General features: G+C 61.5%; 23 protein-coding genes. 15 read left to right on the forward strand and 8 right to left on the reverse strand.

Going from position 1 to position 25,150, the window contains the following annotated elements; genetic code table 11:
• The first annotated feature begins 5 nt into the window (after positions 1 to 5).
• Both AC1RZR_RS14350 and AC1RZR_RS14355 read left to right on the forward strand, forming a co-directional pair.
• Positions 6 to 764, forward strand: a complete 759-nt coding sequence (locus AC1RZR_RS14350; RefSeq protein ID WP_477270906.1) for an SDR family NAD(P)-dependent oxidoreductase — start codon at positions 6 to 8, stop codon at positions 762 to 764.
• Positions 761 to 1,696: a sigma-70 family RNA polymerase sigma factor gene (locus AC1RZR_RS14355; protein WP_481828697.1), complete on the forward strand. Its 936-nt coding sequence runs from the start codon at positions 761 to 763 to the stop codon at positions 1,694 to 1,696. The genes AC1RZR_RS14350 and AC1RZR_RS14355 overlap by 4 nt, the downstream gene beginning before the upstream one ends.
• Before the next feature lie 185 nt (positions 1,697 to 1,881).
• Here the strand turns inward: AC1RZR_RS14355 and AC1RZR_RS14360 are convergent, their stop codons facing one another.
• Positions 1,882 to 2,448 carry a TetR/AcrR family transcriptional regulator gene (locus AC1RZR_RS14360; RefSeq protein WP_477270908.1) on the reverse strand — a complete coding sequence of 189 codons (567 nt, stop codon included), beginning with the start codon at positions 2,446 to 2,448 and terminating at the stop codon, positions 1,882 to 1,884.
• 103 nt (positions 2,449 to 2,551) lie between these two features.
• Here AC1RZR_RS14360 and AC1RZR_RS14365 point away from each other — a divergent pair, with 103 nt between their 5' ends.
• The 3 genes from AC1RZR_RS14365 to AC1RZR_RS14375 all read left to right on the forward strand — a co-directional run bounded on the left by AC1RZR_RS14365 (position 2,552) and on the right by AC1RZR_RS14375 (position 5,357).
• On the forward strand, positions 2,552 to 3,367 hold the full coding sequence (locus AC1RZR_RS14365) for an oxidoreductase (protein WP_477270910.1): 816 nt from the start codon (positions 2,552 to 2,554) through the stop codon (positions 3,365 to 3,367).
• Between the two features lie 86 nt (positions 3,368 to 3,453).
• Positions 3,454 to 4,320 (forward strand): alpha/beta fold hydrolase, encoded by an 867-nt coding sequence (locus AC1RZR_RS14370; RefSeq protein WP_481829060.1) that lies wholly within the window; start codon positions 3,454 to 3,456, stop codon positions 4,318 to 4,320.
• Between the two features lie 32 nt (positions 4,321 to 4,352).
• Positions 4,353 to 5,357, forward strand: coding sequence for an NADP-dependent oxidoreductase (locus AC1RZR_RS14375; protein WP_477270914.1), 1,005 nt, complete (start codon positions 4,353 to 4,355; stop codon positions 5,355 to 5,357).
• 160 nt (positions 5,358 to 5,517) lie between these two features.
• Here the strand turns inward: AC1RZR_RS14375 and AC1RZR_RS14380 are convergent, their stop codons facing one another.
• Positions 5,518 to 6,096, reverse strand: coding sequence for a TetR/AcrR family transcriptional regulator (locus AC1RZR_RS14380; RefSeq protein WP_481829061.1), 579 nt, complete (start codon positions 6,094 to 6,096; stop codon positions 5,518 to 5,520).
• 110 nt (positions 6,097 to 6,206) lie between these two features.
• Here AC1RZR_RS14380 and AC1RZR_RS14385 point away from each other — a divergent pair, with 110 nt between their 5' ends.
• Positions 6,207 to 6,995: an SDR family NAD(P)-dependent oxidoreductase gene (locus AC1RZR_RS14385; protein WP_481828698.1), complete on the forward strand. Its 789-nt coding sequence runs from the start codon at positions 6,207 to 6,209 to the stop codon at positions 6,993 to 6,995.
• A gap of 126 nt (positions 6,996 to 7,121) precedes the next feature.
• Positions 7,122 to 8,207 carry an alkene reductase gene (locus AC1RZR_RS14390; RefSeq protein ID WP_477270918.1) on the forward strand — a complete coding sequence of 362 codons (1,086 nt, stop codon included), beginning with the start codon at positions 7,122 to 7,124 and terminating at the stop codon, positions 8,205 to 8,207.
• Positions 8,208 to 8,396: 189 nt separating this feature from the next.
• Here AC1RZR_RS14390 and AC1RZR_RS14395 read toward each other — a convergent pair whose 3' ends face one another.
• Positions 8,397 to 9,959: a LuxR C-terminal-related transcriptional regulator gene (locus AC1RZR_RS14395; RefSeq protein ID WP_481828699.1), complete on the reverse strand. Its 1,563-nt coding sequence runs from the start codon at positions 9,957 to 9,959 to the stop codon at positions 8,397 to 8,399.
• Between the two features lie 43 nt (positions 9,960 to 10,002).
• Here AC1RZR_RS14395 and AC1RZR_RS14400 point away from each other — a divergent pair, with 43 nt between their 5' ends.
• Positions 10,003 to 10,248: a DUF1127 domain-containing protein gene (locus tag AC1RZR_RS14400; protein WP_481828700.1), complete on the forward strand. Its 246-nt coding sequence runs from the start codon at positions 10,003 to 10,005 to the stop codon at positions 10,246 to 10,248.
• Between the two features lie 175 nt (positions 10,249 to 10,423).
• Positions 10,424 to 10,906, forward strand: a complete 483-nt coding sequence (greA, locus tag AC1RZR_RS14405) for a transcription elongation factor GreA (protein WP_477270924.1) — start codon at positions 10,424 to 10,426, stop codon at positions 10,904 to 10,906.
• Between the two features lie 288 nt (positions 10,907 to 11,194).
• On the opposite strand, the gene AC1RZR_RS14410 is transcribed toward greA, so the two are convergent.
• Positions 11,195 to 12,976: an adenylate/guanylate cyclase domain-containing protein gene (locus AC1RZR_RS14410; RefSeq protein WP_481829062.1), complete on the reverse strand. Its 1,782-nt coding sequence runs from the start codon at positions 12,974 to 12,976 to the stop codon at positions 11,195 to 11,197.
• A 395-nt stretch (positions 12,977 to 13,371) separates the two neighbouring features.
• Between AC1RZR_RS14410 and AC1RZR_RS14415 the strand changes: the two genes are divergently transcribed.
• The 3 genes from AC1RZR_RS14415 (at position 13,372) to AC1RZR_RS14425 (ending at position 19,095) form a co-directional block, all read left to right on the forward strand.
• Positions 13,372 to 14,445 (forward strand): aminopeptidase, encoded by a 1,074-nt coding sequence (locus AC1RZR_RS14415; protein ID WP_481828701.1) that lies wholly within the window; start codon positions 13,372 to 13,374, stop codon positions 14,443 to 14,445.
• 197 nt (positions 14,446 to 14,642) lie between these two features.
• Positions 14,643 to 16,820 carry a tetratricopeptide repeat protein gene (locus AC1RZR_RS14420; protein ID WP_481828702.1) on the forward strand — a complete coding sequence of 726 codons (2,178 nt, stop codon included), beginning with the start codon at positions 14,643 to 14,645 and terminating at the stop codon, positions 16,818 to 16,820.
• Between the two features lie 94 nt (positions 16,821 to 16,914).
• Positions 16,915 to 19,095, forward strand: coding sequence for an adenylate/guanylate cyclase domain-containing protein (locus tag AC1RZR_RS14425; protein ID WP_481828703.1), 2,181 nt, complete (start codon positions 16,915 to 16,917; stop codon positions 19,093 to 19,095).
• A gap of 15 nt (positions 19,096 to 19,110) precedes the next feature.
• Here AC1RZR_RS14425 and AC1RZR_RS14430 read toward each other — a convergent pair whose 3' ends face one another.
• Positions 19,111 to 19,614: a YHS domain-containing (seleno)protein gene (locus AC1RZR_RS14430; RefSeq protein ID WP_477278161.1), complete on the reverse strand. Its 504-nt coding sequence runs from the start codon at positions 19,612 to 19,614 to the stop codon at positions 19,111 to 19,113.
• Between the two features lie 12 nt (positions 19,615 to 19,626).
• The gene (locus AC1RZR_RS14435) at positions 19,627 to 20,217 is read right to left on the reverse strand and encodes an ankyrin repeat domain-containing protein (protein ID WP_481828704.1); all 591 of its coding nucleotides are present in this window, start codon (positions 20,215 to 20,217) and stop codon (positions 19,627 to 19,629) included.
• Positions 20,218 to 20,535: 318 nt separating this feature from the next.
• Here AC1RZR_RS14435 and AC1RZR_RS14440 point away from each other — a divergent pair, with 318 nt between their 5' ends.
• Genes AC1RZR_RS14440 through AC1RZR_RS14450 form a run of 3 tightly spaced genes read left to right on the forward strand, consistent with a single transcriptional unit; the run spans position 20,536 to position 22,714 of the window.
• Positions 20,536 to 21,891: a selenium-binding family protein gene (locus AC1RZR_RS14440; RefSeq protein WP_481828705.1), complete on the forward strand. Its 1,356-nt coding sequence runs from the start codon at positions 20,536 to 20,538 to the stop codon at positions 21,889 to 21,891.
• The gene (locus tag AC1RZR_RS14445) at positions 21,888 to 22,259 is read left to right on the forward strand and encodes a 2Fe-2S iron-sulfur cluster-binding protein (protein ID WP_111543472.1); all 372 of its coding nucleotides are present in this window, start codon (positions 21,888 to 21,890) and stop codon (positions 22,257 to 22,259) included. The genes AC1RZR_RS14440 and AC1RZR_RS14445 overlap by 4 nt, the downstream gene beginning before the upstream one ends.
• Before the next feature lie 5 nt (positions 22,260 to 22,264).
• Entirely contained in the window at positions 22,265 to 22,714 is a 450-nt protein-coding gene (locus AC1RZR_RS14450) for a CoA-binding protein (RefSeq protein ID WP_481829063.1), read from the forward strand.
• A 78-nt stretch (positions 22,715 to 22,792) separates the two neighbouring features.
• Here the strand turns inward: AC1RZR_RS14450 and AC1RZR_RS14455 are convergent, their stop codons facing one another.
• Positions 22,793 to 24,034 (reverse strand): NAD(P)-binding domain-containing protein, encoded by a 1,242-nt coding sequence (locus AC1RZR_RS14455; protein WP_481828706.1) that lies wholly within the window; start codon positions 24,032 to 24,034, stop codon positions 22,793 to 22,795.
• Between the two features lie 38 nt (positions 24,035 to 24,072).
• Positions 24,073 to 24,630 (reverse strand): OsmC family protein, encoded by a 558-nt coding sequence (locus AC1RZR_RS14460; protein WP_379098600.1) that lies wholly within the window; start codon positions 24,628 to 24,630, stop codon positions 24,073 to 24,075.
• Positions 24,631 to 25,150: the final 520 nt, after the last annotated feature.

Here is a 25,150-nt window from a genome sequence, read left to right on the forward strand (position 1 = left end):
GCTCAATGAACCTCAGGGATAAAACTGTCGTGGTCACCGGTGGAAGCCGCGGACTTGGCCTCGGATTGGTCGAGGCGCTGGTCGAACAGGGCGCCAGGGTGACGGTCGTCGCCCGCGGTGCCGAAGCGCTGGAAGCGGTCAGTGCGCGGCTCGGGGTCGCCACCATCGCCGCCGACGTTACGGACGAAGACTCTGCTTACCGTATCCTTGGCGAGGTTCGTCCGGATATCCTGGCGCTGAATGCCGGTGCGACGCCTCGTATGGGCCGGTTGGATCAGTTGAAGTGGGAGGACTTCTCCGTGGCCTGGGAAACCGACGTCAAGGCGGGACTCTACTGGCTGCAGGCAGCGCTCAACCTGCCGCTGAAGCCGGGGAGCCGCGTGCTGGTGGGATCGAGTGGCGCGGCCGTTACCGGATCGCAGATGTCGGGCGGTTATGGTGGCTCCAAACGCATGCTGTGGTTCATGGCCAAATACGCCAATGGCGTCTCGCAGGAGAAGAACCTCGGAATCCGCTTCCAGGCGATCGTGCCGCGCCAGATGATCCTCGGCACCGGGATCGGCGATGCTGCGGCCAACGCCTACGCGGGCTCCATGGGCATCACGCCGGAACAATTCGTCGCCCGCTTCGGTGCGCCGATGCCGCCCCGTGCGTTTGGCGATAGGGTGGTTTCCGTGCTGGAAGATCCGCAATATGCCGAGGGCGTCGTCTTCGGCCTCAACGGCGACGCGGGAGTCACGGTCATGGAGGGCGCGACGCCTTGAGCGATAGAGGACCTGCCGTGGATCACGACCGCCAGGAGGGGCTGCTTGCCCTTGCTGTCGCGTTGCGGCCCGAGCTGCACCGCTATTGCTCGCGCCTGATGGGATCGGTCATCGACGGCGAGGACGTCGTGCAGGACACCTTTGCCCGAGCCTTCATTGCCCTCGACGAGCTGTGCGAGGTGCCGCAACTGCGACCCTGGTTGTTCCGGATCGCTCACAACCGTGCGCTGGACCTGCTGCGCAGTCGCGCGATCCGCGTTGCCGAGCCCATCGAGGCGGCCCTCGAAATTGTCGACGACGCCGAAGCCGACCCCGTGGAGGTGCTGATGCGCAGGCAAGCCGTCCAAACCGCGGTGTCGCGCTTTGCGGAACTGCCGATCCTCCAGCGCAGCGTCATCATCCTGAAAGACGTGCTCGACGAGCCGCTGGCCGAGATCGCTGGCCTGCTGGATATCACGGTCGATGCCGTGAAAGGGCATCTGGCTCGTGGTCGGGCCCGGCTTCGGGAGATCAATGCCGATGCCACTCCGCTGCCCGATGCGCGCATCCCATCCGATGCCGTGGTCCGCTATGTCACCCTGTTCAACCAGCGCGACTGGGACGGCTTGCGCGCGCTGCTTGCCGACGACGTGAAGCTCAATCAGTCCCTGCACCCGCCGCGCTCGGGTGCCGCGGATGTCGGCATGTTCTTCACAATCTATGCCAAGGACGATGGCGTATGGGTGACGCCGGCCTGGCTCGAGGGCCGCGAGGTGATCGCGGTGTTCGAACGGCGGAGCGACCCGAAGCCCGGCTATTTCACGTGGCTGGAGTGGCGGGAAGGGCGGATCAGCTTCATTCGCGACTATCGCTATGTCCGCTATGTCGCCGACGATGCGGAACTGGTGCTGGTGGGAGACGCTGGTCCTTCCGGTCGTGGCACCGCGCACTGATAGGAGATGGCTTGGCGCGCATCGTTGTGTCCGCCCCGACGCCATAGCGGCCGAGGTCGGCTACATCGACGGGGCAACATCGCGCACGCTCCTGCGCCAGCGCCTGGGACGTGGCGTGCGCGGCCTTCGCGCGGATTTGCGAGGGGCGGCAAGGTCGGGGCGTTTGCAAGGATGGGCCGCTGCCCCTAACGCGGCTTAATCAGTGACCGCGCCGCATCTTTCCCCGCCGCGAGGATGCGATCCGACAACTCCGTTCCTTCCACCGCGCGGGCCAGTTGCAGCGCGCCGATGAGCGTTGCAAAGACACCCAGCGCCGCGCCTTCCGGATCCCTGGCCTGCGGAAGTGCTTCAGCCAGCTGGCGCACCAACGTCAGCAAGTGGTCGGTATAGACTTCGCGGGTTTCAGATGGCTGACGCGCGAGCTCCGGCAGCAGCGCGGCAGACGCGCAGCCTTTTTCCGGATTGTCCCGGTGCTCGGCTGACAGATATGCCTCTATGCCCATCTCCGGGCCACCGGCGGCCAATGCTTCGGCCAGTTGCTGCGACTGAAGCTCCATGGCCGCTGCCACGCTTTCACGGACAAGCTCCGCCTTGGATTGAAAGTGGGGATAGAAGGCGCCGTTGGTAAGCCCGGCGTCGCTCATGATGGTTGCCAGTCCGGACGCGGCTATGCCGTCGCTGCGAAAACGGTCGGCGGCGACCTCCATGATCCGGCCGCGTGACGCGTCCTTTCGGCCCTTTTCGTAGCGCATGGCTGCACTTCCTTTCCGCTATTGCATTATGGTCATAATTTGATATTATGAGTGTAATTTAATCGGGGCGAAAAAGCTAGCCCTCATGCGTTTGGAGCACGAAATGAATATGAATTCCGGAAAAACCGCTGTCGTGACCGGAGCCTCGTCGGGCATCGGTCACGCCAGCGCCGAGGCCCTGGCGCGAGCGGGGTTTACTGTCTTTGGGACGAGCCGCCGCCAAGCCAGCGACGGGCCGGACGGGGTGACCATGCTGGCTTGCGACGTGACCGACGGTGAAGCCGTCGCTGCACTCGTTTCGACGGTGCTGTCGCGGACCGGCCGGATCGACCTGCTGGTCAACAATGCCGGCGTCGGCCTGCTCGGAGGCGCCGAGGAATCCTCGATCGCACAGGTGCAGGCCCTGTTCGACGTCAACCTGTTCGGTGTCATCCGCATGACCAACGCGGTGTTGCCGTCGATGCGGCGGCGCGGCGAAGGGCGCATCATCAACATCGGCTCGATTCTGGGATTGGTACCCGCCCCATACTCAGCGCATTACTCGGCGGTCAAGCACGCGCTCGAGGGCTATTCGGAATCGCTCGACCACGAGGTTCGTGCATTTAATATCCGTGTCTCGGTCATCGAGCCGGCATACGTGCGTACCGTCTTCGACCAGAACGGCATCGAACCGGATTCGCTGTTGAAGGAATACGATCAGGCTCGGGCCGGGGTCGACGCTCTCCTTCGCGATGTGATGCCCAAGGCCGATCGGCCGGAAGTGGTGGCGGATGTGGTCGTCAAGGCCGCGACCGATGCCCGTCCGCGACGGCGCTACACCGCGGGCAAGGCTGCGCGGCAGGTCAGCCTGCTGCGCCGCTTTGCCCCCGCGGGGATGTTCGACAAGACCTTGCGCAATCAGTTCCGCCTGCCGGTCTGAACGTCAGCGAGGAGAAGGATTTCACGCACATGCGACCAGCAACCACAACGCAATTGGCCAGGCCCCACAAGACGGAGGTGCCAAGCATGACACATACACTCAATAAGCCGCCCCGTTCCCCGGCATTGTTCCAAGACGCGCCAACTCGCTCTGTCGATGTCGGCGGAACCGCATTTGTCTACCGGGAACTCGGGCCCAGGACGGGCGTGCCGGTGATCCTGCTCAACCATCTGGCCGCCCAGCTGGACAACTTTGATCCACGCATTGTCGATGGCCTCGCTGCGGCCCGGAGGGTGATTGCCTTCGACAATCGCGGCATTGGTGCTTCGGGTGGCAAAACTCCGTCGACCATTTCCAAGATGGCACGGGATGCGGTCGCTTTTATCCGGGCGTTGGGGTTCGAAGAAGTCGATCTCTTCGGCTTTTCGCTCGGCGGCTTCGTGGCGCAGGAGATTGTGCTGACCGAGCCCAGGCTCGTGCGCAAACTCATCCTGGCCGGCACGGGGCCGGCCGGTGGCCAAGGCATCGACAAGGTGACGTCGCTGACGATCGTGGACATGATCAAGGGCGCGCTGACTTTTCGGGATCCGAAATACTATCTCTTCTTCACAACGACGCTGAATGGGCGGCGCGCCGCGAACGCATTTCTGGAGCGGTTGAAGGAGCGCCGGACCAACCGGGACAAGCCGATATCGCTGAGCGCGTTCGGTGCGCAACTCAAGGCGATCAAGGCCTATGGACTGCAGGCGCCGCAAGATCTGAGCGCTATCCACATTCCTACCCTGGTTGCGAATGGCGACCAGGACAGGATGGTGCCGAGCAGCAATACCCACGATCTCGCCCGGCGAATCCCGGGGGCACAACTGGTGATCTACCCGGATGCCGGGCATGGCGGGGTCTTCCAGAACTACGCCGATTTCGTCCCGAAAGCCCAGTCTTTCCTCGCGGCCTAGCGCCCAAGAAACAATTTTAGAAAGTAACTGCCATGAAAGCATTCGTCGTCGACAAATATAACAAGAAAGGCATCCTGCGGTTGGCCGAGATGCCGGTGCCGCAGCTCGGGGAAAACGATATCCTGGTCGAGATCCATGCCGCGGGGGTGAACCTGCTGGATTCGAAGATCAGGACCGGAGAGTTCAAGCTCATCCTGCCCTATCGCCGGCCCTTCATCCTGGGCCACGACGTGGCCGGGACGATTGTCCGGGTGGGACCGAAAGTCCGCAAGTTCAAACCCGGCGACGATGTCTATGCGCGGCCGCGTGATGGCCGGATCGGGACATTCGCCGAATTCATAGCAATCGATGAAGCCGACGTGGCCCTGAAGCCAAAGAACCTCAGCATGGAAGAAGCGGCTTCTATTCCTCTGGTTGGCCTGACTGCCTGGCAGGCTCTCATCGAGAGGGCAAACATGAAGAAAGGCCAAAAGGTCTTCATCCAGGCTGGCTCCGGCGGCGTCGGGACATTCGCCATCCAACTGGCAAAACACCTCGGCGCGACCGTTGCGACAACAGCGAGCGCGGCGAGTGCCGACCTGGTCAAGGGTCTCGGCGCCGATGTCGTCGTCGACTACAGGAAAGATGACTTCGAGAAAGTCCTGTCGGGCTACGACGTCGTGGTGAATAGCCAGGACGCCAAGACGCTTGAAAAGTCCCTGACTGTGCTGAAACCGGGTGGCAAGCTCATCTCCATCTCCGGTCCGCCGGATCCGGAATTTGCCAGGAAGCAGGGACTGAACCTGGTGCTAAGGCTGGTGCTGCGCCTGCTGAGTCGCGGCATCCGGAGCAAAGCCAAGCGCCGGGGCGTGGGGTTTTCGTTCCTGTTCATGCGGGCGCAAGGTGATCAGCTGAGCAAAATCACCTCCCTCGTCGAATCCGGAGCGATCCGCCCGGTTGTCGATCGGGTCTTTCCCTTCGAAGCGACCAATGAGGCTCTGGCTTACGTCGAAACAGGGCGCGCCAAGGGCAAGGTCGTCGTCACCATGAAACGATAGCACCCGTGTTCACCTTTGCTCACGGGCGATGCAACGGAGCGACGCCATGCTGGCTGCGCGGCTGGAGGCAGGGGTTTTGGACGCCAGCGCACGACTGCTCCGGCGATGGCATGACCATGTCACAGGGCGGCGAGACACGGAAACCGTGCGCCATAGTTCCTCATTGACGTTCTGAAAGTGCGGAGGCGGGCCGGCGGGGGCGGTCATCGATCCAGGCCAGGGTCTCCGTTAGGATCTCCCTCGACAAGTCGGGATCGACAATGGCCCGGGCCAGGATAGTTGCCCCGACCATCGCGGACCAACTTCCGATCGCCCGGCGTCGTCGATCGGCTTCGGCGGCCTCTGTAGACTTCTCACTCATCCAGTCTAGCTGTACCCGCACGCCATCTGTCACCGCCGCACGGGCCTCTGGTGTCTGGCGCAGCGTGTCGGCGACAAGCCCGGCGATAGGACAACCACCAGCCCTGTTGTCGCGGTGGCGCGGCGACAGATACTCGTCGATGTATGCTCCAAGGGGAAGTGTCGCGCCACTGCGTTCGCCAAGCGCGTGAGCGAGCGCCTGCACGATGAGGTCATCCTTCGAGCTGAAATGACCGTAGAAGCCGCCATGCGTTAGTCCCAAGGCCTGCATGACCTCCGAGACGCCGACTGCCTCAAACCCTTTTTCTCGAAACAATCGGCTTGCGACCTCCAGGATTCTTTGGCGGTTTTCGGCCATCTGTTCGCGGCTAACCTTCATTTCAGATTTCTCCACCTTTGGCATTGACTTTTTCATGATAGTCATCATGTTAAGGCAACAATCATGATAGCCATCATCAATATAGCACCTCATCGAAAGAGAGCAAGAGAATGACTGAAACTCAAACCGTCCTCATCACCGGTGCTTCCGCAGGTATCGGCGCTGCGTATGCAGAACGTTTTGCCCGACGTGGGCATGATCTGGTTCTGGTCGCCCGCAACAAGGCAAGACTGGAGGCTCTCTCGGAACAGCTCCGCAATGAATATGGCGTTGCCGTCGATGTTCTGCAGGCCGACGTAACGAACTCCGACGATCTTGCAGCTGTGGAAAAGCGTCTGCGCGACGATGATCGGATCGGGATCCTGGTCAACAATGCCGGTGCGAGCCTAGGAGGGACATTTGTAGATCAAACTGCCAGTGATCTGTCCCAGCTTATCGCGCTCAATGCGACGGCGGTTGCGCGCCTCGCCAGTGCCGTCGCGCCACGGTTCATCAAGGCAGGCTCCGGCGCGATCGTCAACGTCTCCTCGGTCGTCGGGCTTGCCCCGGAATTCGGAATGTCCGTCTACGGCGCGACCAAGGCATTCGTGACGTTCCTCTCCCAGGGACTGAGCCTCGAACTCGGTTCCAAGGGCATTTATGTACAAGCAGTCTTGCCTGCGGCGACACGAACGGAAATCTGGGAGCTTGCTGGCATCGACGTCAACACGCTCCCGGCCGTGATGGAAGTAGACGAACTCGTAGACGCAGCAATGGTCGGCTTCGACCGGCGCGAGGGTGTGACAATCCCAACGCTGCACGATGCCACCCAGTGGGATGCGTATCACGCCGCGCGCCAAACGATGGTTCCCGAATTTGCGCAAGTCCTTGCCGCAGAACGCTACCGCACTGCCCTTTAGAAAGCGCCGTGGCGAGACGGCAACGTTCCGCCAAGAGGACAGGCACCCGGTGTCGCTAGAGCCTGCCTGTCTGCCAGCGCGAAACCTGACATCTCAGAGACTGCAACTCCAGACGGAAGACGTAAAATGACGGATAACGCCCTTTTTCAACCCTATAAGCTCGGCACTCTGACCTTGGCGAACCGTATCGTCATGGCGCCTTTGACTCGTAACAGAGCCGGCGCCGGATTCGTCCCCGGTGACCTTGCCGCCAAATACTATTCCCAGCGCGCCGCCGCAGGCTTGATCATAACTGAAGGTGCACAGATTTCCCAGCAGGGGCAGGGTTATCAGGATACGCCGGGTATTTACACGCAAGCCCAGATCCACGGTTGGCGAAAAGTGACCGACGCTGTGCATTCCAAAGGCGGGCATATCTTTTTGCAGCTCTGGCATGTCGGACGTGTGTCGCATGTGGATCTGCAGCCGAATGGACAAGCGCCTGTCGCGCCCTCAGCGATCAAGCCGGCGACCAAAGTCTTCGTCAACAATGCGTTCGTCGATGTGTCCGAACCTCGCGCGCTTGAACATGATGAAATTCATGGCATCATCGCTGATTTTCGCCGGGCAGCCGCCAACGCAATTGCTGCAGGCTTCGATGGTGTCGAAGTCCATGGTGCCAACGGTTATCTGCTGGAACAGTTTGCCAAGGACGGTTCGAACGAACGCTCCGACGCCTATGGCGGCTCGATCGAAAATCGTGCTCGGATGATACTCGAGGTTGCGACCGCTGTGGCTGCGGAGGTTGGAGCCGAGCGTACGGGTGTCCGCATCTCACCGGTTAACGGGGTCTTTTCAACTGATCCGCAGTCACAATTCAACTACATTGCCGAAAAGTTGGGCGAGTTGGGAATTGCCTATCTCCATGTTGTTGAAAGTGCGACAGCCGGATTGCAGGGCGTCGCTCCCTTCAGCTACGCAGACCTTAGAGCAAAATTCGGAAATACCTACATCGCGAACAATGGCTTTGACGTCGAACGCGCATCGTCGCGACTATCGCAGGGGTCGGCGGATCTCTTTTCGTTTGGCCGACCCTATATCGCCAATCCTGATCTCGTTGAGCGGCTGAAGACTGCCTTTCCGCTTGCTGAGGTGAACCAGCAGACCATCTACGGCGGCGGCGCCGAGGGATATACGGACTATCCGTTCGTCGCTGCCTCCAGCCGCGCTTGAACGACAGGCGCCGTGCTATTGCGCGGCGCCTTCCCCTCCTGTGGCCGGCAGGTCGTCACGAAGCGGACGCGGCGACCTTGGGGCGTCCGAACTCGACGTCCCAGCTGCGCTTCTGGGGTACAACCGCGCCGCTAAGCCCGAGTTGGGGGAAAAGCAGTTCGGCGCGCACCACCCGGCTCCTGCGCCAACTTATCCGAGTTTCGCCAGCTTTGCCGCCTGACGAATGGCCTTGACGGCATCCGGGTTGGTCACGGGGTAGCCGGAGATGAAGCGTTCGACCGAAAACTCCGGGAACTCGGTATGCAACCGGGCCGCCAACCCGGCCGCCTCCAAGCCCTCCCCAACCGCCGCGTGGGCCAGCGCCAGGAACATCAGTATATTTGGGGAATCCGGCGTGCCCCTATGTAGTGATGCGATGGCCGCACGATGCCTGCCGGCGGCGAACAGGATTCGGCCCTGCATGCCGAAATACCAGGGCGGGGTCAGCGGGTTGAGGCGCATGGCGCGCTCAATGAGCGATATCGCCTCGGCCGGATCGCCGGCGACCAGCGCCCTGCTGCCAGCCAGCAGCGCAAGCGTGTCGGCATGATTGGAGCCGTATTCGAAAGCGCGCCGGTAGGCGTGCTCCGCTGCCTCGAAATCGCCCAGGCACCCCATGAGATCGCCGAGGCAAGTCTGGGCGCTGCTATCCATTGGGTCAAGCCGAAGTGCATTTTCGACCGCCGTCCGCCACCTCTCGAGCGCTCCCTTCAGATCGCCACTGAAGCCGTGACAGGACTGAATCGAATAGGCGTAGGCGAGCTCAATCCAACCCCTTACCAAGGTGGGATCGAGCTCGAGCGCGCGCGAAAACAGCCTGATTGCCTCGGCATTGCCAGCGCGGCTGAACGTGTTGTGCTGTTCGACGCCCAGCAGATAGAGGTCATAGGCGCGCAGACTGGCGGGCGGCTTGCGGCGAATGGCGTTGCGACCGACCGTGGCGATAGCCCCAGCACAGCCGGCCAGCACATTGATGACGCTGTCGGTCAGGCTGTCCTGCAAGTTGAACACGTCCTCGATCGGGCGATCGAAGCGATCGCTCCACAAGCTTACGCCGTTCAGCGCATCGGCCAGTTCGATCGTTAGGCGGATGCGACGGTCATCGGCGCGCAACTGGCCCGACACCATATAGGTGGCGCCCAACGCCTTGCCGTCGGCGGCGAAGTCTGCGGGCTTGCTGCCCAGCGCTTGCATGGTATGGAAAGCGATGACCGGCAGATCCGCGTAGCGCGCCAGGTCGATGGTGATATCCGACGACAGACCGGCGGCAAAGCGGTGCCAGCGTTCTTCGGAATTCAGGCATTCGATCGGGAACACCGCGAGCACCGGCAGTTCGTCGGACAAGGACGGAAATGCGTCAGGCTGCGCGGCTTGGGGACCGTTGAAGTGCGATGCGAGCGCTATCTTGTTACGGACGCCAAGCTTGTCATAGATCGCGGCGAGATGGGTGCGGACGGTTGAAGGGGCGATGAACAACACCTCGCCGATCTCGCGATAGGTCAGACCTGAGGCAAATTTTTCCGCCACCGCGCGCTCGCGGTCCGATAGCGCGTCAGCCGGTGAAGACGTCGCGATGCGGTTCATGAAAGGTTTCCTGCCATCGGATCCGCACGGTTTCAACTGCATCTGCTGCAAAATACTACAGATGCAGGACCCCAAACACAGCATCCGGCCGATGGCGTGATCGCCGACTGAGGCGGAAGCTTCTCGCATGCCCCTAACAGGGCACATGCCGAGGAGCAAAGGGATGAGAACTATGCTGACCACCGTATCCGAGCTTTGCGATGCCGTGCAGCTCGACCTTCGCGTACCGCCGGTCGTGGCGACCGGGACGTCGGGCCGATACGGCTTGAGGAGCCTGATCGCTGCATGGGACAAGCGCGCCTATTTTCGCTGGCAGCTTGCAAGAATGGCCAGGGAGACGCCCGAATTGATCGACGACATCGGGCTGACCATGGTTGAGGTGAATGCGGAAATTGCCAAGCCCTTCTGGCGCCGCTGAAGGCCGAATGAGGACCGTTTGGTTCTGGCATTGAAGGCAAGGGAGCAGCGCTGCCGCTACCGACCACTCGTGGACATTCCGTTTCTGCCCAAGCCAGTCGTCAAATTGTTGCAACTTTGTTGTCGGCTGTAGGTTATCCGATTACTAATAGTGTTCGACACGGAGTCCCGACAAATTGAGCGTAGCCTTTGCCAAGGAGGAAAGCGCCGAGGCAGCATCGGAAACGATCCTGCCGGCTCGCCCTATCTCCGATCGGATCAACCTCGTCACAGACGCGGGCCTCAAGATGCTGCAGGATGAATTGGCTCGCGCTCAGCAGGCTCTCGAGGCCGCTAACGTGCTGGAAGATGTCAACGAGAGGCGACGGCAGTCGGCGGTCCCGGTTCGAGATATGCGCTATTATTCGGAACGCGTCCGTACGGCTCGGCTTATGTCGGTCCCCACTTCTAATGAAGTGATCGCCTTCGGACACACCGTTACCTTCGAGCGTGATGATGGCCGCACTCAGACCTTCCGCATCGTCGGCGAGGATGAGGCCAACCCGTCTCAAGCTTCCATATCGCATGGTTCGCCGGTTGCCATCGCGCTGATTGGCAAAACCGTTGGCGACGTTGTCCAGCTAGGGCAGCGCGAAATCGAGATCCTGTCCATTTCCTAGTTGGACATCGGGGTTACGACGCGCGACCGAATTGCAGGTACGTTCTGGACCTCGTCACGGTCATCCACCACTGTCACGTTTGATATTCCGTGAGTGAAGCGCAGCGAGTTACACCCGTCGCCGTCACATGGAGGTTGACAGCTACCGCGAGCCCCTCATTCCGCGGCAAGTCGGGCGAGTAACGGGCCGACAGCGGAAGATCCCCTTTCGGGGTGATTGGGCTGAAAAGCCGACCTTCGCGTCGAGCATACCGCGAGCGGTTTTGCGCCAATATCGGCGATCATGCGTTCAGTCCGGCAATCCAGCTTTTCGTAGACCCTCGACCAGGCAATCAAGCGCTCCGATGTCCGCGATCGGCCAATAGTCGCGGACGAATGCCAGATCTATATCGGGGCGCAGAGCCCTTAGCCCGTCGACGCTACGCCGCGCCTCGTCCAGGCGCCCGAGGTGTGCTTGAGCGGCAGACAAGATGGCCCACCGCGACCATTGGACATTGGGCTCGCGGAGTGACCGTTCGGCCCATTCAACCGCGTCATCCAGCCTTCCCAGAAAGAGGCAGGCTTCCGCCTTTCGCAGCAAGAACTGGCCATAGTATGCGTCTTGCGGGCTGAGTCGCATCGCGATGTCTATATGCGGCAACGCTTGCTCCGGGTGTCCGCTGGTGGAGAGCGCCATGCCGAGCGCGTAGTGGGCCTGTGCAAAGCTTGGATCCAGTTCGGTCGCCTTGCGAAGCTCAAAAATGGCCGCCTCGTGGCGACGCACCATCGTCAGCGCTCGTCCGAGAGCGTAGCGGTTGAACGCGTCTTGGCCGTCGAGTTCGACTGCCCTCCCTGCCAACCGAAGTGCATTGGCTTTCGCATCCACCGTGTCGACGTAGCCGCCTATGATCTGAAAGAAACAGGCTTCCTCGGCACCGGCATAGGCACGAGCCAGGCCGGAATCGACTTCTATCGCCTGGCGGAAAAAATGCTGCGCCTGTGCAAGGTCCGCTTCGGTACGTCTGTAGATGTGCCAGAAGCCGCGCTGGCAAAGATCCCATGCTCGCAGGTCGTCCGGGCGTTTGGCCCTTGCCCGCTCCCGGTCGGCCCGGCCAAGTTCCGGCTCAATCGCGCCGGCCAATGTCGTTGTGATCTCGTCCTGGACGGTGAAGATGTCTTCCAGGTCCCGGTCGTAGCGTTGCGCCCAGACATGATTGCCCGAGGCGCCCTCGATCAATTGCGCGGTGACACGAACGCGGTTGCCTGCCTTGCGCACACTGCCTTCGAGCACATATGCCACCCCGAGTTCGCGGGCCACCGCGCGGATGTCCGGGGACTTCCCCTTGTAGGCGAAGCAGGAGTTGCGGGCGATCACGAAGAACCACCGAATACGCGACAGCGCGGTGATCAGGTCCTCAGTGACCCCATCGGCAAAGTACTCCTGCTCGGGATCGCCGCTCATGTTCGTGAATGGCAGAACGGCAATCGAAGGCTTTTCTGGAAGCCCTATCGGGGGGGTAGGTCGGACGGGCGCGGCCAGGGGCGTGACAGCGCCCGCCTTCGCCGAGGCGCCGACCTCGAGCGAATAGATCCGCATCGGCTCGGCGATGTTCTTGAGTTGGGTTTGGCCGAGATCGCTGACCAGGAGGTCGAGCCTCGACCTGACCTGCCGATAGGCATCCTCCGAAAGGCAGATGGCGCCGGGGGCAGCGACGCCTTCCAGGCGCGCCGCGATGTTGACGCCGTCACCCATGAGGTCGCCGTCGGTCTCCTCAACGACGTCTCCTATGTGGATTCCGATGCGAAACTCAATACGGCGCTCGAGCGTAACACCTGCATTGCGTTCGAGCATGGCGGTCTGCACCTCGATGGCGCAGCGCACCGCGTCGACCACACTGCGGAACTCGACGAGGGCTCCGTCCCCGGTACGCTTGACCACGCGACCATGATGAACGGCGATCGTGGGATCGATCAGGTCGCTTCGAAGTGCCCGCAACCGCGCCAAAATGCGATCCTCGTCCGCGCCGGCGAGCCGGCTGTAGCCAACGACGTCGGCGACCAGGATTGCAGCAAGCTTTCGGGACTCGCTCATTCCGTCCTTCCCTGTCCAGCCGAGCACCATAGCCCGATCAGAGACCCCCGTCTCGGCATAGAGCGGTCACGTCAACGTACGATAGCCCGGGTTAAACCCGGAAATCCGATAGGAAAACGAACGATAGGAAGTGCCTCTCTTTGGTGGGATGCGGACCGGAAGCTTGAGGAAAAAAGGCCTCCCAGGCGGACAGCTCGCGTGCCGCCGAGTCGGCCTATGACGGACATTCGGCAATTTGGCAGCGAGTGACCAGATTGTGCCAACCTTGCCGAGGACGAACGTCTGACATAAACCCATCCCGGACCTCAAACAAATTGGTGCGACTGTTTGGGACCGGGCGTAGTTGCGACATTTGCCCTATCCGGACGTGTGAGCAGTGCTGTGGGCAAACCGTGATGCGTGCATTTTTTCGTTCGGCTGCCGCGATGATCGTGATGTCCGGCGTGACAGGCTGCACCAGCATTTCCTACTACGCGCAATCCTTGGAGGGTCATGTGGAGATCATGACGGCGCGCCAGGATGTCGGAGAGCTGATCGACGATCCTTCGACCCCTGAGGCACTACGCGCTCGAATGGTATCGGCGAGCGCCATACGGCAGTTTGCGACAGATGAACTGGCGCTGCCGGATAACAATAGCTACCGCAGCTATGTTGACGTTGGTCGGGACTCGGTGACATGGGCCATCTTCGCTGCGCCGGAATTCTCGCTGACGCCACGAACATGGTGCTTTCCGGTGTTCGGATGCGTTCCGTACCGAGGATACTTCTCCAAAAGGTCTGCGATTGAAACCGCTGTCGAATTTCAAAGACAGGGCCTGGACGTCTATGTGACGGGCATCACTGCATATTCCACGCTTGGCTGGTCAAGTGACCCGCTGCTAAGCACGATGCTCAGCCAAGATAAAACGCATCTTGCAGGGCTGGTTTTCCACGAGCTGGCCCACCAGCGCGTCTATGTGAACGACGATTCCGCATTCAACGAGGCATTCGCTGTTGCCGTCGAAACAACCGGCGTGAGGAAATGGCTGCGCGCGGCTGGTGATACCGCCGGATTGCGCCGTTACGAGGCCGATCGAAAGCGCAAGACCGAATTTCTTGCGCTGCTGTCGCACACCCGGGACGAGCTAGCGCATATCTATGTCAACGCGGGTACCACGAACCAGAAGCGGGCCGCAAAGACAGCTGCGATCGAGCGGCTGCGGACGCGCTACCGCGAGATGCGCGACAGGCGCTGGGGTGGATACCGGGGATATGATGTCTGGTTCAATGCTCCGATTAACAACGCGAAACTCGCCGCGACTTCCGTTTACAGTGATCAAGTGGCGACGTTTCTCCGCTTGTTCGACTTGTGTTCGGGCGACTATCCACGGTTCTACGCGTCGGTTCGACGGATCGGAGCGTTAGACAGGGCTCACCGCGCCGCAGCGCTCAAGGCGGCAGCTACATGTGATGGAGCCGGTCCAAGCTGAAGTCCCTAAGCGGCGCTGGGCAGGAATGGCTTTGCGAGTCGGTCGCTCCCACGGCATTTCGGCGTCTCCAAAGCGGACACTCGGCCAAGCCGGCGCCGACATCCTCCGGATTGCGGTCGCGCCCGCTCGCGTCGGAGGCGGGACTAGATTAGGCTGCAGCGAAGCCGCTTGATCGACCGGGGAGGGCGCAGGCAGGTATGGAGCGAAGGCTTACGGCGATACTTGCTGCCGATGTGGTTGGCTACAGCCGCCTCATGGGCGAGGATGAGGTAGGCACGCTCGAACGCTTGAAGGGTTGCCGTCGCGAACTGATCGACCCGGCGATCAAGGAGTACCACGGCCGCATTATCAAGCTCATGGGCGACGGCGCGCTCGTCGAGTTCGCCAGCGTCGTCGATGCCGTCCAGTGTGCTGCCGTGATCCAGCGCCGAATGGCGGAGCGCAACGAGGGCACAACTGATGCCCGGCAGATCCGGTTTCGCATCGGCGTCAATCTCGGCGACGTCATCGTTGAGGGCGATGACATCTATGGCGATGGCGTGAACATTGCCGCGCGCCTGGAGGCAATGGCCGAGCCTGGGGGTATTTGCATCTCGGGCACGGCCTTCGACCACGCGGTGCACAAGGTGGATGTCGGCTTTGCCAGTCTCGGCGAGCAGCGCCTCAAGAACATCGCCGATCCGGTTCGCGCCTATCGCCTCTTGCTCGATCCCGGGGCCTCGGGAAGGGTCACGGCCGCGCCCCACCGGCCGGGCCCGCGCGTCATGATCCTGGCCGGCGCCGCGGCCCTGGCAATTGCCGCGATTGTCGGCATTTTTGCGTGGCAGAAGTTCTCGGTGCCATCGCGGCCATCGGTTGCGGTGCTGCCGTTTGCAAACCTCGGCGGCGATCCAGGCCAGGACTATTTCGCTGACGGCATCACCGAAGATCTGATCACCGACCTCACCAAGCTTTCCGGTCTGGACGTCATCGCGCGCAACTCGGTGTTCGCCTACAAGGACAAGCCTGCCGCGCTGGCGGACGTCGCGCGCGACCTTGGCGTCCGCTTCGTCGTCGAGGGGAGCGTCCGCCGCACAGGCGAGCAGATCCGCCTCAATGCCCAGCTCATCGATACGGCCACGGGCGACAATCTGTGGGCCAACCGGTTCGACCGCGGCATGGCTGGCGTGTTCAGTGTCCAGGACGAGATGAGCCGGGAGATCGCCAAGGCGCTGGGCATCCGGGCTTCGGCAGCGGAAAGCGAGCGCATGGCGCGCCCGCCGACCGAGAACCTCGAAGCCTACGACTTCTACCTTCGGGCCGAGCAGACAGCACGGACCGGCCGGCGCGACGGGCTGCGGGAGGCGCTCACGCTCTACAACAAGGCGGAGGAACTCGACCCCGCTTTCGCCGAAGCCTTCGCGGCGGATGCAAGCACGACGGTCTATATCTGGCGCGAATCGTTCAACGACATCATGCAGAGCGCACCCGCGCGCAAGCGCGCCTATGAGAAGGCAAGCCGTGCGCTGCAACTCGACCCCGACCTTTCGTCGCCCTATGCGATTCTCGGCATTATGCAGGTCGTGGATCGCCGCTACGAGGAAGCCATCGCTTCGGCCGAGCGAGCCGTCGCACTCGGCCCCGGCGATGCAGAGACGCAAATAGCTCTAGGATACGTGCAACTGTTCGCCGGCAATCATGCCGAGGCAGCCGCCGCGGTCGAGACGGCGCTCAGGCTCGACCCCAACCTTTCACCCATCAACCGGCAAATTGCCGGTCTGGTCTTTCTCATTCAAGGTAGCAACGACAAGGCGATCGAGGCGCTCGAACGCATTCGCGACGATGCTCCGTCAGTCGGAGATTTCAGAATTACCCTCGGTGCCGCTTACGCCCGCGCCGGCCGCCTGCAGGATGCGAGGGCGGCGGTCGCCGAGGGACTAGGTTCCATGTCGACGCCGGGGTTCGATTCATTGTCCGCATACCGGGTCAATGGTGCCCAATACCGTAATCCCCGGGATTTGGCTCTCATCATCGACGCGTTGCAGCAGGCGGGCTTGCCCGAATGGCCGTTCGGCTTCACCGGCGACGAGCACAACCGCTTGAAGGGCGAGGAGATCGCCTCGCTGGTGCTGGGCCATACGTTGCAGGGCCAGGTTGAACCCAGTCTCCAACCAGCCTTCCTTCAGATCGGGAGCGACGGCAAGGCGGCCTTCCGCTCCACGACTCGGCTGGTCACCGAGACCGTCTACGTCGATGGCGACCTCTTGTGCGAGCTGAGCGAGAATATGTTCGGGCGCCCCGACTGTGGACCTGTCTATAAACGCCGCGACGATGGAGGCGGCGGCTATTCCTTCGTCAACTCAAGCAAGGTTTTCCACTTCGCGGTGGTTCAGTAGATGCACGCGTCGGTCGCGCACGCTCGCGTCGGAGGCGGGACTAGATTAGGCTGCAGCAAAGCCGCTTGATCGACCGGGGAGGGCGCAGGCAGGTATGGAGCGAAGGCTTACCGCGATACTTGCTGCCGATGTGGTTGGCTACAGCCGCCTCATGGGCGAGGATGAGGTAGGCACGCTCGAACGCTTGAAGGGTTGCCGTCGCGAACTGATCGACCCGGCGATCAAGGAGTACCACGGCCGCATTATCAAGCTCATGGGCGACGGCGCGCTCGTCGAGTTCGCCAGCGTCGTCGATGCCGTCCAGTGCGCTGCCGTGATCCAGCGCCGAATGGCGGAGCGCAACGAGGGCACAACTGATGCCCGGCAGATCCGGTTTCGCATCGGCGTCAATCTCGGCGACGTCATCGTTGAGGGCGATGACATCTATGGCGATGGCGTGAACATTGCCGCGCGCCTGGAGGCAACGGCCGAGCCAGGCGGAATCTGCATCTCCGGAACCGCATTCGACCACGCGGTGCACAAGGTGGATGTCGGCTTTGCCAGTCTCGGCGAGCAGCGCCTCAAGAACATCGCCGATCCGGTTCGCGCCTATCGCCTCTTGCTCGATCCCGGGGCCTCGGGAAGGGTCACGGCCGCGCCCCACCGGCCGGGCCCGCGCGTCATGATCCTGGCAGGCGCCGCGGCCCTGGCAATTGCCGCGATTGCCGGCATTTTCGGATGGCAGAAGTTCTCGGTGCCATCGCGGCCATCGGTTGCGGTGCTGCCGTTTGCAAACCTCGGCGGCGATCCAGGCCAGGACTATTTCGCTGACGGCATCACCGAAGATCTGATCACCGACCTCACCAAGCTTTCCGGTCTGGACGTCATCGCGCGCAACTCGGTGTTCGCCTACAAGGACAAGCCTGCCGCGCTGGCGGACGTCGCGCGCGACCTTGGCGTCCGCTTCGTCGTCGAGGGGAGCGTCCGCCGCACCGGCGAGCAGATCCGCCTCAATGCCCAGCTCATCGATACGGCCACGGGCGACAATCTGTGGGCCAACCGGTTCGACCGCGGCATGGCTGGCGTGTTCAGTGTCCAGGACGAGATGAGCCGGGAGATCGCCAAGGCGCTGGGCATCCGGGCTTCGGCGGCGGAGAGCGAACGAATGGCACGCCCGCCGACGAACAATCTCGAGGCCTACGATTACTATCTACAGGCCGAGACGGCGTCACGCAGCGTCCTGCTGGCCGGGCTGCGGGAGGCGCTCACGCTCTACGACAAGGCGGAGGAGCTCGACCCCGCTTTCGCCGAAGCCTTCGCGGCCGACGCGCGCACGACCGTCTATGTCTGGCGCGAGGCGTTCAACGACATCATGCAGAGCGCGCCAGCACGAAAGAGAGCCTATGAGAAGGCAAGCCGAGCTCTGGAACTCGAGCCGGACCTTTCATCGCCCTATGCAATTCTCGGTATCATGCAAGTCGTCAATCGCCGCTACGAAGATGCGATTGCCTCTGCCAAGAAGGCTGTTTCAATCGGTCCGGGCGATGCAGAGGCGCAAGCAGCCCTTGGATATGTTCAGTCATACGCCGGCAATCATGCCGACGCAGCCGCCGCGGTCGAGACGGCGCTCAGGCTCGATCCCAATCTTTCACCCATCAACCGGGAAGCTGCTGGGCTGGTTTTTCTTCTCCAAGGGAATGTCGAGAAAGCGATCGCGACTCTCGAACGCACACGCGACGATGCGCCCACGGTTGGCAACTTTCGGTTTACGCTCGCCGCGGCGTATGTCCGCGGGGGCCGTTTACCGGATGCGAAAGCCGCAATCGCCGATGGGCTCCGCCTCGTAGCGGGGTCCAGCTACGTGGACTCCTTGGCTGGGTGGCAGATGACTCACGCACATTTCCGGAACCCGCAGGATCTGGCGATTCTCGTCAACGCACTGCGCCAAGCAGGCCTACCCCAATGGCGCTTCGGCTTTACCCCGGACGAACACGACCAGTTGAAGGGTGCTGAGATCGCGTCCCTCGTCATTGGCCATACACTGCAAGGCCAGATCGAACCCGGTCTCCAACCAGCCTTCCTTCAGATCGGGAGCGACGGCAGGGCAGCTTTCCGCTCGACGACGCGGCTGGTCACCGAGACCGTCTACGTCGATGGCGATCTCTTGTGCGAGCAGAGCGAGAACCTGTTCGGGCGCCCCGACTGCGGTCACGTCTACAGGCGCAATGACGAAACCGGCAAAGGCTACTCCTATGCCAATACAAGCAAGGTGTTTCACTTCACGGTGGTTCAGTAGACGCGCGCGCGTGTCTCAGTGATACTTATCGAGCTCCAAATTGGCCGCGACCTTCGGCCAGTTGGCATCGGCTTTCGGTATTTCTTCATCCGCATGGGCGGCGAAAGTGTCCGCATTGCCGACGTCGTAGATCAGGTAGAGCTTGCCGTCGATAATCTTGAATGCCTCGGGATCGACGTTGACCGTTACCCCTCCGCCCACGACTTCGCCGGCGCAGTAGCCGCCATATTGAGGGGCGTACTTGACCGGCTCGCTCATGAACATTTCCTGGTGTTTCTTGCTGGCGAAATGCCAGGGTGTCCCCAGCCAGTCATAAGTGAACTCTTCGGAGCCCTTCACGGCCTTGCCGTCGGTGAAGTAAGCGACCGTGTCGTAGCCCATGATCGCCACACCGCCGAAATAGCCGGTGTTTACCGAATCGTCGGCCCAGGCCGATCCCGCGCCGGCGACCGCAGCTACCGCGACCAGGGCAGCCGCCCCCAAATTCCGAACCAGTCGTGACTTGATCATCGTGCTCATCTGTATCCTCCATCAATCGTGGATCTCGGCGCACTTCGCCGCGTTCGCCTCGCCAAGGATTTTGGCTTGGCAGGTAGCACCATGGCGTTTGAACAGTCGTATGATATCCGTGTTGCCCTTCCAGAATGCGCGCGTTATCGGCATGTAGCCATGGCCCTCGGGGTGGTTTACATCGGCACCTTTCGCAATAAGGAATTCGGCCACTTCAACGCGGTTTTCCTCGGCGGCCACCAACAACGGCGTAGCACCCGCCTTGTTGGCAGCATCTTCGAGCACCGCGCCTTTTTCCAGCAGCAGCTTGGCGATCGGCAGGCTGCCCGAGAAGGCCGCCGCATGAAGCGGGGTGAAGCCGCCCGAGTTCCGGGCCATGACGTCGGCGCCCTTGCTCACCAGCAATTCCGCAATTGCGGGCTGGTCGTCGAGCGCAGCAGCGATGAGGAGGGTTGCTTGGTCGCGTGCCCGGCTGTCAACGTCGGCGCCGCTCGCGAGAGCTTGCTCGACACCCACTTTGTCGCCGGCAGCTATGGCGTCGAACAGCACCTCGCCCGCCGCTGCATTGGTCGCGGCAAACGCCAACACGACAAGTGTCAACAGTCCACGCATGAGTATCGATATCACGCGCGAGGATGGCGTACAAGTTCGTCAGGGTCGTACTCCGCGACATGGCGCTTTGGCTTTGCCCGCCTGCGAGCCCGTAAAATGGAATGTCCGCTTCGGATTGCGCCACGAACGACCGGGATTGGCGCATTGCCGCCCGGTAGCATTTGGGCCGACAGGGGGATGGGCGGCTTCGAGGCTCTGAAGGCCAGAGGCGGACCTTCGAGCCACCCCGGCTGTAGCGCCAATGCCAAGCATGCACTAACATTCCAGCTTGACCCCGTTGGGGCTGGCCAGTGATCTGTTCAAATTGGGGAAGTACCCATGACCAATCATTGCTGTGGACCGGGCTATGCTTCTCCAGCCGAGGCGATGAGGGCACCTCGCGAAAAGCTGCTCTATACGATTGCCATCTACACTGGCACGGGCATTCAGAAGCCGGACTATCTGTGTACCATTGATGTCGACCCCGAGAGTTCGACCTACAGCCAGGTGATTTCACGTCTGCAAATGCCGGGCATTGGCGATGAGCTTCATCACTCCGGCTGGAATGCCTGTTCGTCGTGCCATGGCGATGCGCGCATGGAGCGGAAATATCTGATTGTGCCGGGTGTGCGCTCGTCCAACCTGCATATTGTCGATTGCGGTACCGATCCCCGCAATCCGACACTATTCAAGGTCATAGACGGCGCTGAAATCAAAGCCAGGACCAACTTGTCGGCACCACACACGGTGCATTGCCTCGGCTCGGACATCATCATTTCCATGCTTGGCGACGCTCAAGGCAATGCCCCCGGCGGATATTTACAGCTCAGCAAGGAGTTCGAGATTGTCGGCCGTTGGGAAAACTCCATGGGCAGCATCAAGTTTGGTTATGATTTCTGGTACCAGCCGCGACACAACGTGATGGTCAGCTCGGAGTGGGCCGCGCCCAATACCTTCATGCCTGGTTTTGACCTGGAAGAGGTTGGCCATCTGAAATATGGCCGAGAGATCCATTTCTGGGATTTTGAAAAGAAGGAGCCAAAGCAAACATTCTATCTCGGTGAGGATGGCTTGATCCCACTGGAAGTGCGCTTCCATCATAACCCCGACAGCAGTCACGGCTTTGTCGGCGCGGCCCTTTCTGCAAATATCATCCACTGGTGGAAGGATGCGGCGGGTGATTGGCAGTGGGAAAAAATTGTCGATGTCGACAATGAGCCGCACCCCGAATGGCCGATCCCGATACCGGGCGTGATCTCGGTCATTCTGCTCAGTATGGACGATCAATACCTCTATCTGTGCAACTGGTTGCACGGCGACATCCGTCAGTATGACATCTCGGACCCTCACAATGCCAAGCTTACGGGGCAAGTGTGGATGGGCGGTCTTCTCGGCCGAGCGCCTGAGGTCAATGGCGTGAAAGTGACTGGCGGGCCTCAGATGATACAGCTCAGCCTCGACGGCAAGCGCCTCTATGTGACGACCTCACTCTTCTCGACCTGGGATAATCAGTTCTATCCGGAAATCCGCACCAATGGCGGATGCATGCTGATGGTCAATTGCGATACGGAAAACGGCGGCATGGAAATCGATCCGCTATTCGTTGTTGATTTTGGCAAGGAACCAAACGGACCAAGCCGCTGCCACGAAACCCGTTATCCCGGCGGTGATTGCACGAGTGACATCTGGGTATGACCAGCTTCACCATCACTCTCGCCAATCAAGGCGGTGCGGCCTTTGACGTCGATCACCGCAAGCCCCTCTTGCAAAGCTTGCGCGAGCAGGGCGTGGATCTGCCGTATGGGTGCAAGTATGGCGGCTGCATAACCTGTGCGGCCAAAATAATCAGCGGCAAAGTCGATCAAAAGGCGCAGCGGGCGCTGAACAACCGCCAGATCAATAATGGCTATATAATCCTTTGCGTCGCCCGCCCTATGAGCGACTGCACGCTGGAGGTCGGTGTTGAGAGTCACGACAAGCTCTACCGCAACCCCTTCCTTGACCCGCTGGCCGCTCATGAATTGAAAGCCGATATTGCGACCCCGTTGGAAGCAAAGAAATGACCCATATGAATCATGATGAGCCCTATTCGGAGGCTTATCTGCAAGACATTCTGAAATCGGTCAAAACCATCGCGATGGTGGGGGCCAGCCCCGACAAAACCAAGTTTTCCTATGGTGTTCTCAGGGTGCTGCACGAAATCGGCTATGACATGATCCCGGTCAACCCCAGTCCCGGGCTGGATGAAATTCGAGGGCTCAAGGTGTACGCATCACTGGCGGCCATCGACCGGCCGGTGGATATGGTTGAGGTTTTTCGCCGCTCCGAAGATCTGTTGGAAGTTGCACAGGAGGCCATCGCAATCAATGCCAAGGTTCTGTGGGGTCAGATTGGGGTGCGCGATGAAGCTGCCGCCCAGTTGGCGGAGGAAGCGGGCTTGAAAGTGGTGATGAACCGCTGTCCCAAGATTGAGTTGTTCCGCCCCTTCTGGAAGCCAAAGCTGCACTTGGGAATATGATTGCAGGGGCATAGAATTCGGCGCTGTCGCGGCAACCAACCTGTTCCTTTGGTCCGACGTTGATCCTGCCAGCAGATTTCAATTTTGCCCGAGATACGATGCCAGATGATCGCTGAGATCACGCGCGTCGTCGCCAGCGCCGTCGATCAGCGCAGACTTGCGGCGGCGCAGGAACTGCGTCCCCATCAGGTACAGGCCCGGATGTTCCGCTACACCGCCGTCGTGACGGATGTGGCCCTTGCGGTCGAGGACCGGCAGCTCCAGCCAGGAGTAGTCCGGCCGGTAGCCGGTGGCCCAGATGATCGTCCTGATCGCGCCAGTGGCGAGGTCGAGGCCGAGCGGCGGGTTGTCCTCGACACGGGTCGGCGGCAAGCGATCCGGCGGCCCGACCGTGGCGTCGAGGCCGTTGGCGCACGCCCAATCGTCGATGAGGTCGAGCAGCCGGGCCATCTTGAGATCGGAAAGCGCACACATGTTGCGCAACGACCCCGCAAACTGGGCCTTGCCGTCTTCGGTGATGCCGGCGAGACGACCGATGAGCCGGACGCCGAGGTCGTCGAGCGCATTGAGGTCGAGGGTGGTGCGGTCGGGCGTGCCGGCAAGCTGCAGCGAAGGAACGCGTCGCGCCCGCCTGATGTCGTCCACCTCGTCGTAGCGCTCGTCGAGCACGCCGGCGGCATCCATCCACCATTCCAGGTCCTTGCCGCGATAGACGCGGGGCGCCCGGATGTGCTCGCCCACCGACAAGGTCACTTGACGCCCCGAACGCTGCAGCTCCTGTGCGATCTGGGTGCCGCTCGACGACGCGCCCACCACCATCACGCCACCGTCGGCGACCTGGCCCGGATTGCGGTAGGACTGTGCCGTCAGCATGGTGACCGACCGCGGCACGCGGGCGGCCAAATCGGGCAGGCGCGTGATGTTGCAAGCGCCCGACGCCAGCACCACGGTCCGGCACCGCCACTCGCCGCGGTCCGTGCGCACCAGATATCCCGCTCCGTCGCTGCGAACCGAGGTAACGGTCGTGTGGGTTCTGACCGGAGCCGAGATCGCCTTGGCATAGTTCCCGAGGAAATCGATCACCTCGGGCATCGTGCGGTAGCCGTCAGGGTCGTCGCCTTCATAGCGGAAGCCCGGCAGCCGGCTCTGCCAGTTCGGGGTAAGCAACCGCAGCGAATCCCATCGCTCCGTGCGCCAGGTATGGGCAATCTCGCCGCGCTCCAGCAGCACATGGTCGATCGAGCGCTCCGCGAGGCAGCGGCTCATCGCGAGCCCCGCGTGCCCTGCACCGACGATCACTGTGGTGACGGAACTAATCACGCCCTCTCATCAGGAGAGTCTACGGCTCGAAGCGCCTTTCAATTCACTACGACCGTGACGTTCGTCGGATTGGTAACAATGTCATAGACTGCCGACCGCTTTTGCGACTGAGCGACGAGAGCCTCGATGTCCTCACGCTTGGCGTCGGCGTCGATGTTGTACTTCACCGTGATGCCGCTGAAGCCGTTGCGGACGTCGCTGTCGATGCCGAGTATGCCCGCAATATCCATGTCGCCTTCGATGGTCGCCTTCACCGACTTCAACTGGATGTTCCGGTTCTGGGCAACCGCGGCGATGCCGGCGGTCAGGCAACTCGCGAGCCCGACAAGCACGTATTCGACAGGCGTGGCGCCCTGATCCAAGGAAGCGAAGACCTCCGGATGGTCGGCATCGAATGTGAAGGTGGTCTTGCGATGCTGGTCCTGGCCGAGACCGTAAAAGCTCTCGACCGTCGAGTGGCTGTGGGTGCCATCCTTCCATTCGCAGGCCGCGCGCCACTTGAACTGCGCAGCCTCCGGGGCGTTGGTAAGAGCTTCGCGTGCGCCGAGCAGCGCCTCGACGTTAACGCCATTGTTTGCCTGTACTTCGGAAGCCATAATTATCCTCCCTACTTTGCACTGGCTTAAAAACCCGACCGATCCCATTGACCTCCTGATCAGATTTCGCCAGGGGAAGGCATGCTATGGGTAGCGAAGCGTTTCTTCAAGTTGTTTCCGCAGAGGTATGGTCGTCCCTCGTGTACCGAGTTGCGCCTTTGCGGGCTAAGGGTGCCCTGCGTGTCTGTCGGCGTTGGTTCCGCAGCCCGGTGCTAGGCCAGAGGCGTCGCGATGCAGTTCTTGAAGGCCGCCGGCAACCTAGCCGACGGCATTTCCGCAGGGCCATCTTGCCGGCGTTGCGAACAGCTGGTTCGCCGCCGTTAACGGCATTCAAACGCTATGAAAATCAACTTCGGCTTCTGGCGCAACCACGACCTCTGGCGTGGTCAACTGCAATGTCTGGTTCCGGGCGGAGGCAAGGTTCGCCGCCATGGCCGACATGAGGCGCATACACCCCGACAGCCTTGGGCCGTGTATGGACGGCTCTCCGTTGGCAAGGGTTCTGTTTGAGCGCTCTGCA

The sequence above is a fragment of the Mesorhizobium bavaricum genome, from assembly GCF_056781655.1.

What these genes read in the sequence shown, in the direction of transcription:
- AC1RZR_RS14350 (WP_477270906.1), top strand. Translation starts at nt 6, where the DNA reads ATGAACCTCAGGGATAAAACTGTCGTGGTCACCGGTGGAAGCCGCGGA.
- AC1RZR_RS14460 (WP_379098600.1), bottom strand. Translation starts at nt 24,630, where the DNA reads ATGGCTTCCGAAGTACAGGCAAACAATGGCGTTAACGTCGAGGCGCTG.
- AC1RZR_RS14390 (WP_477270918.1), top strand. Translation starts at nt 7,122, where the DNA reads ATGACGGATAACGCCCTTTTTCAACCCTATAAGCTCGGCACTCTGACC.
- AC1RZR_RS14400 (WP_481828700.1), top strand. Translation starts at nt 10,003, where the DNA reads ATGCTGACCACCGTATCCGAGCTTTGCGATGCCGTGCAGCTCGACCTT.
- AC1RZR_RS14410 (WP_481829062.1), bottom strand. Translation starts at nt 12,976, where the DNA reads ATGAGCGAGTCCCGAAAGCTTGCTGCAATCCTGGTCGCCGACGTCGTT.
- AC1RZR_RS14420 (WP_481828702.1), top strand. Translation starts at nt 14,643, where the DNA reads ATGGAGCGAAGGCTTACGGCGATACTTGCTGCCGATGTGGTTGGCTAC.
- AC1RZR_RS14440 (WP_481828705.1), top strand. Translation starts at nt 20,536, where the DNA reads ATGACCAATCATTGCTGTGGACCGGGCTATGCTTCTCCAGCCGAGGCG.
- AC1RZR_RS14395 (WP_481828699.1), bottom strand. Translation starts at nt 9,959, where the DNA reads ATGCGAGAAGCTTCCGCCTCAGTCGGCGATCACGCCATCGGCCGGATG.
- AC1RZR_RS14365 (WP_477270910.1), top strand. Translation starts at nt 2,552, where the DNA reads ATGAATATGAATTCCGGAAAAACCGCTGTCGTGACCGGAGCCTCGTCG.
- AC1RZR_RS14370 (WP_481829060.1), top strand. Translation starts at nt 3,454, where the DNA reads ATGACACATACACTCAATAAGCCGCCCCGTTCCCCGGCATTGTTCCAA.
- AC1RZR_RS14450 (WP_481829063.1), top strand. Translation starts at nt 22,265, where the DNA reads ATGAATCATGATGAGCCCTATTCGGAGGCTTATCTGCAAGACATTCTG.
- AC1RZR_RS14425 (WP_481828703.1), top strand. Translation starts at nt 16,915, where the DNA reads ATGGAGCGAAGGCTTACCGCGATACTTGCTGCCGATGTGGTTGGCTAC.
- AC1RZR_RS14430 (WP_477278161.1), bottom strand. Translation starts at nt 19,614, where the DNA reads ATGAGCACGATGATCAAGTCACGACTGGTTCGGAATTTGGGGGCGGCT.
- AC1RZR_RS14380 (WP_481829061.1), bottom strand. Translation starts at nt 6,096, where the DNA reads ATGAAGGTTAGCCGCGAACAGATGGCCGAAAACCGCCAAAGAATCCTG.
- AC1RZR_RS14375 (WP_477270914.1), top strand. Translation starts at nt 4,353, where the DNA reads ATGAAAGCATTCGTCGTCGACAAATATAACAAGAAAGGCATCCTGCGG.
- AC1RZR_RS14415 (WP_481828701.1), top strand. Translation starts at nt 13,372, where the DNA reads ATGCGTGCATTTTTTCGTTCGGCTGCCGCGATGATCGTGATGTCCGGC.
- AC1RZR_RS14360 (WP_477270908.1), bottom strand. Translation starts at nt 2,448, where the DNA reads ATGCGCTACGAAAAGGGCCGAAAGGACGCGTCACGCGGCCGGATCATG.
- AC1RZR_RS14435 (WP_481828704.1), bottom strand. Translation starts at nt 20,217, where the DNA reads ATGCGTGGACTGTTGACACTTGTCGTGTTGGCGTTTGCCGCGACCAAT.
- AC1RZR_RS14385 (WP_481828698.1), top strand. Translation starts at nt 6,207, where the DNA reads ATGACTGAAACTCAAACCGTCCTCATCACCGGTGCTTCCGCAGGTATC.
- AC1RZR_RS14445 (WP_111543472.1), top strand. Translation starts at nt 21,888, where the DNA reads ATGACCAGCTTCACCATCACTCTCGCCAATCAAGGCGGTGCGGCCTTT.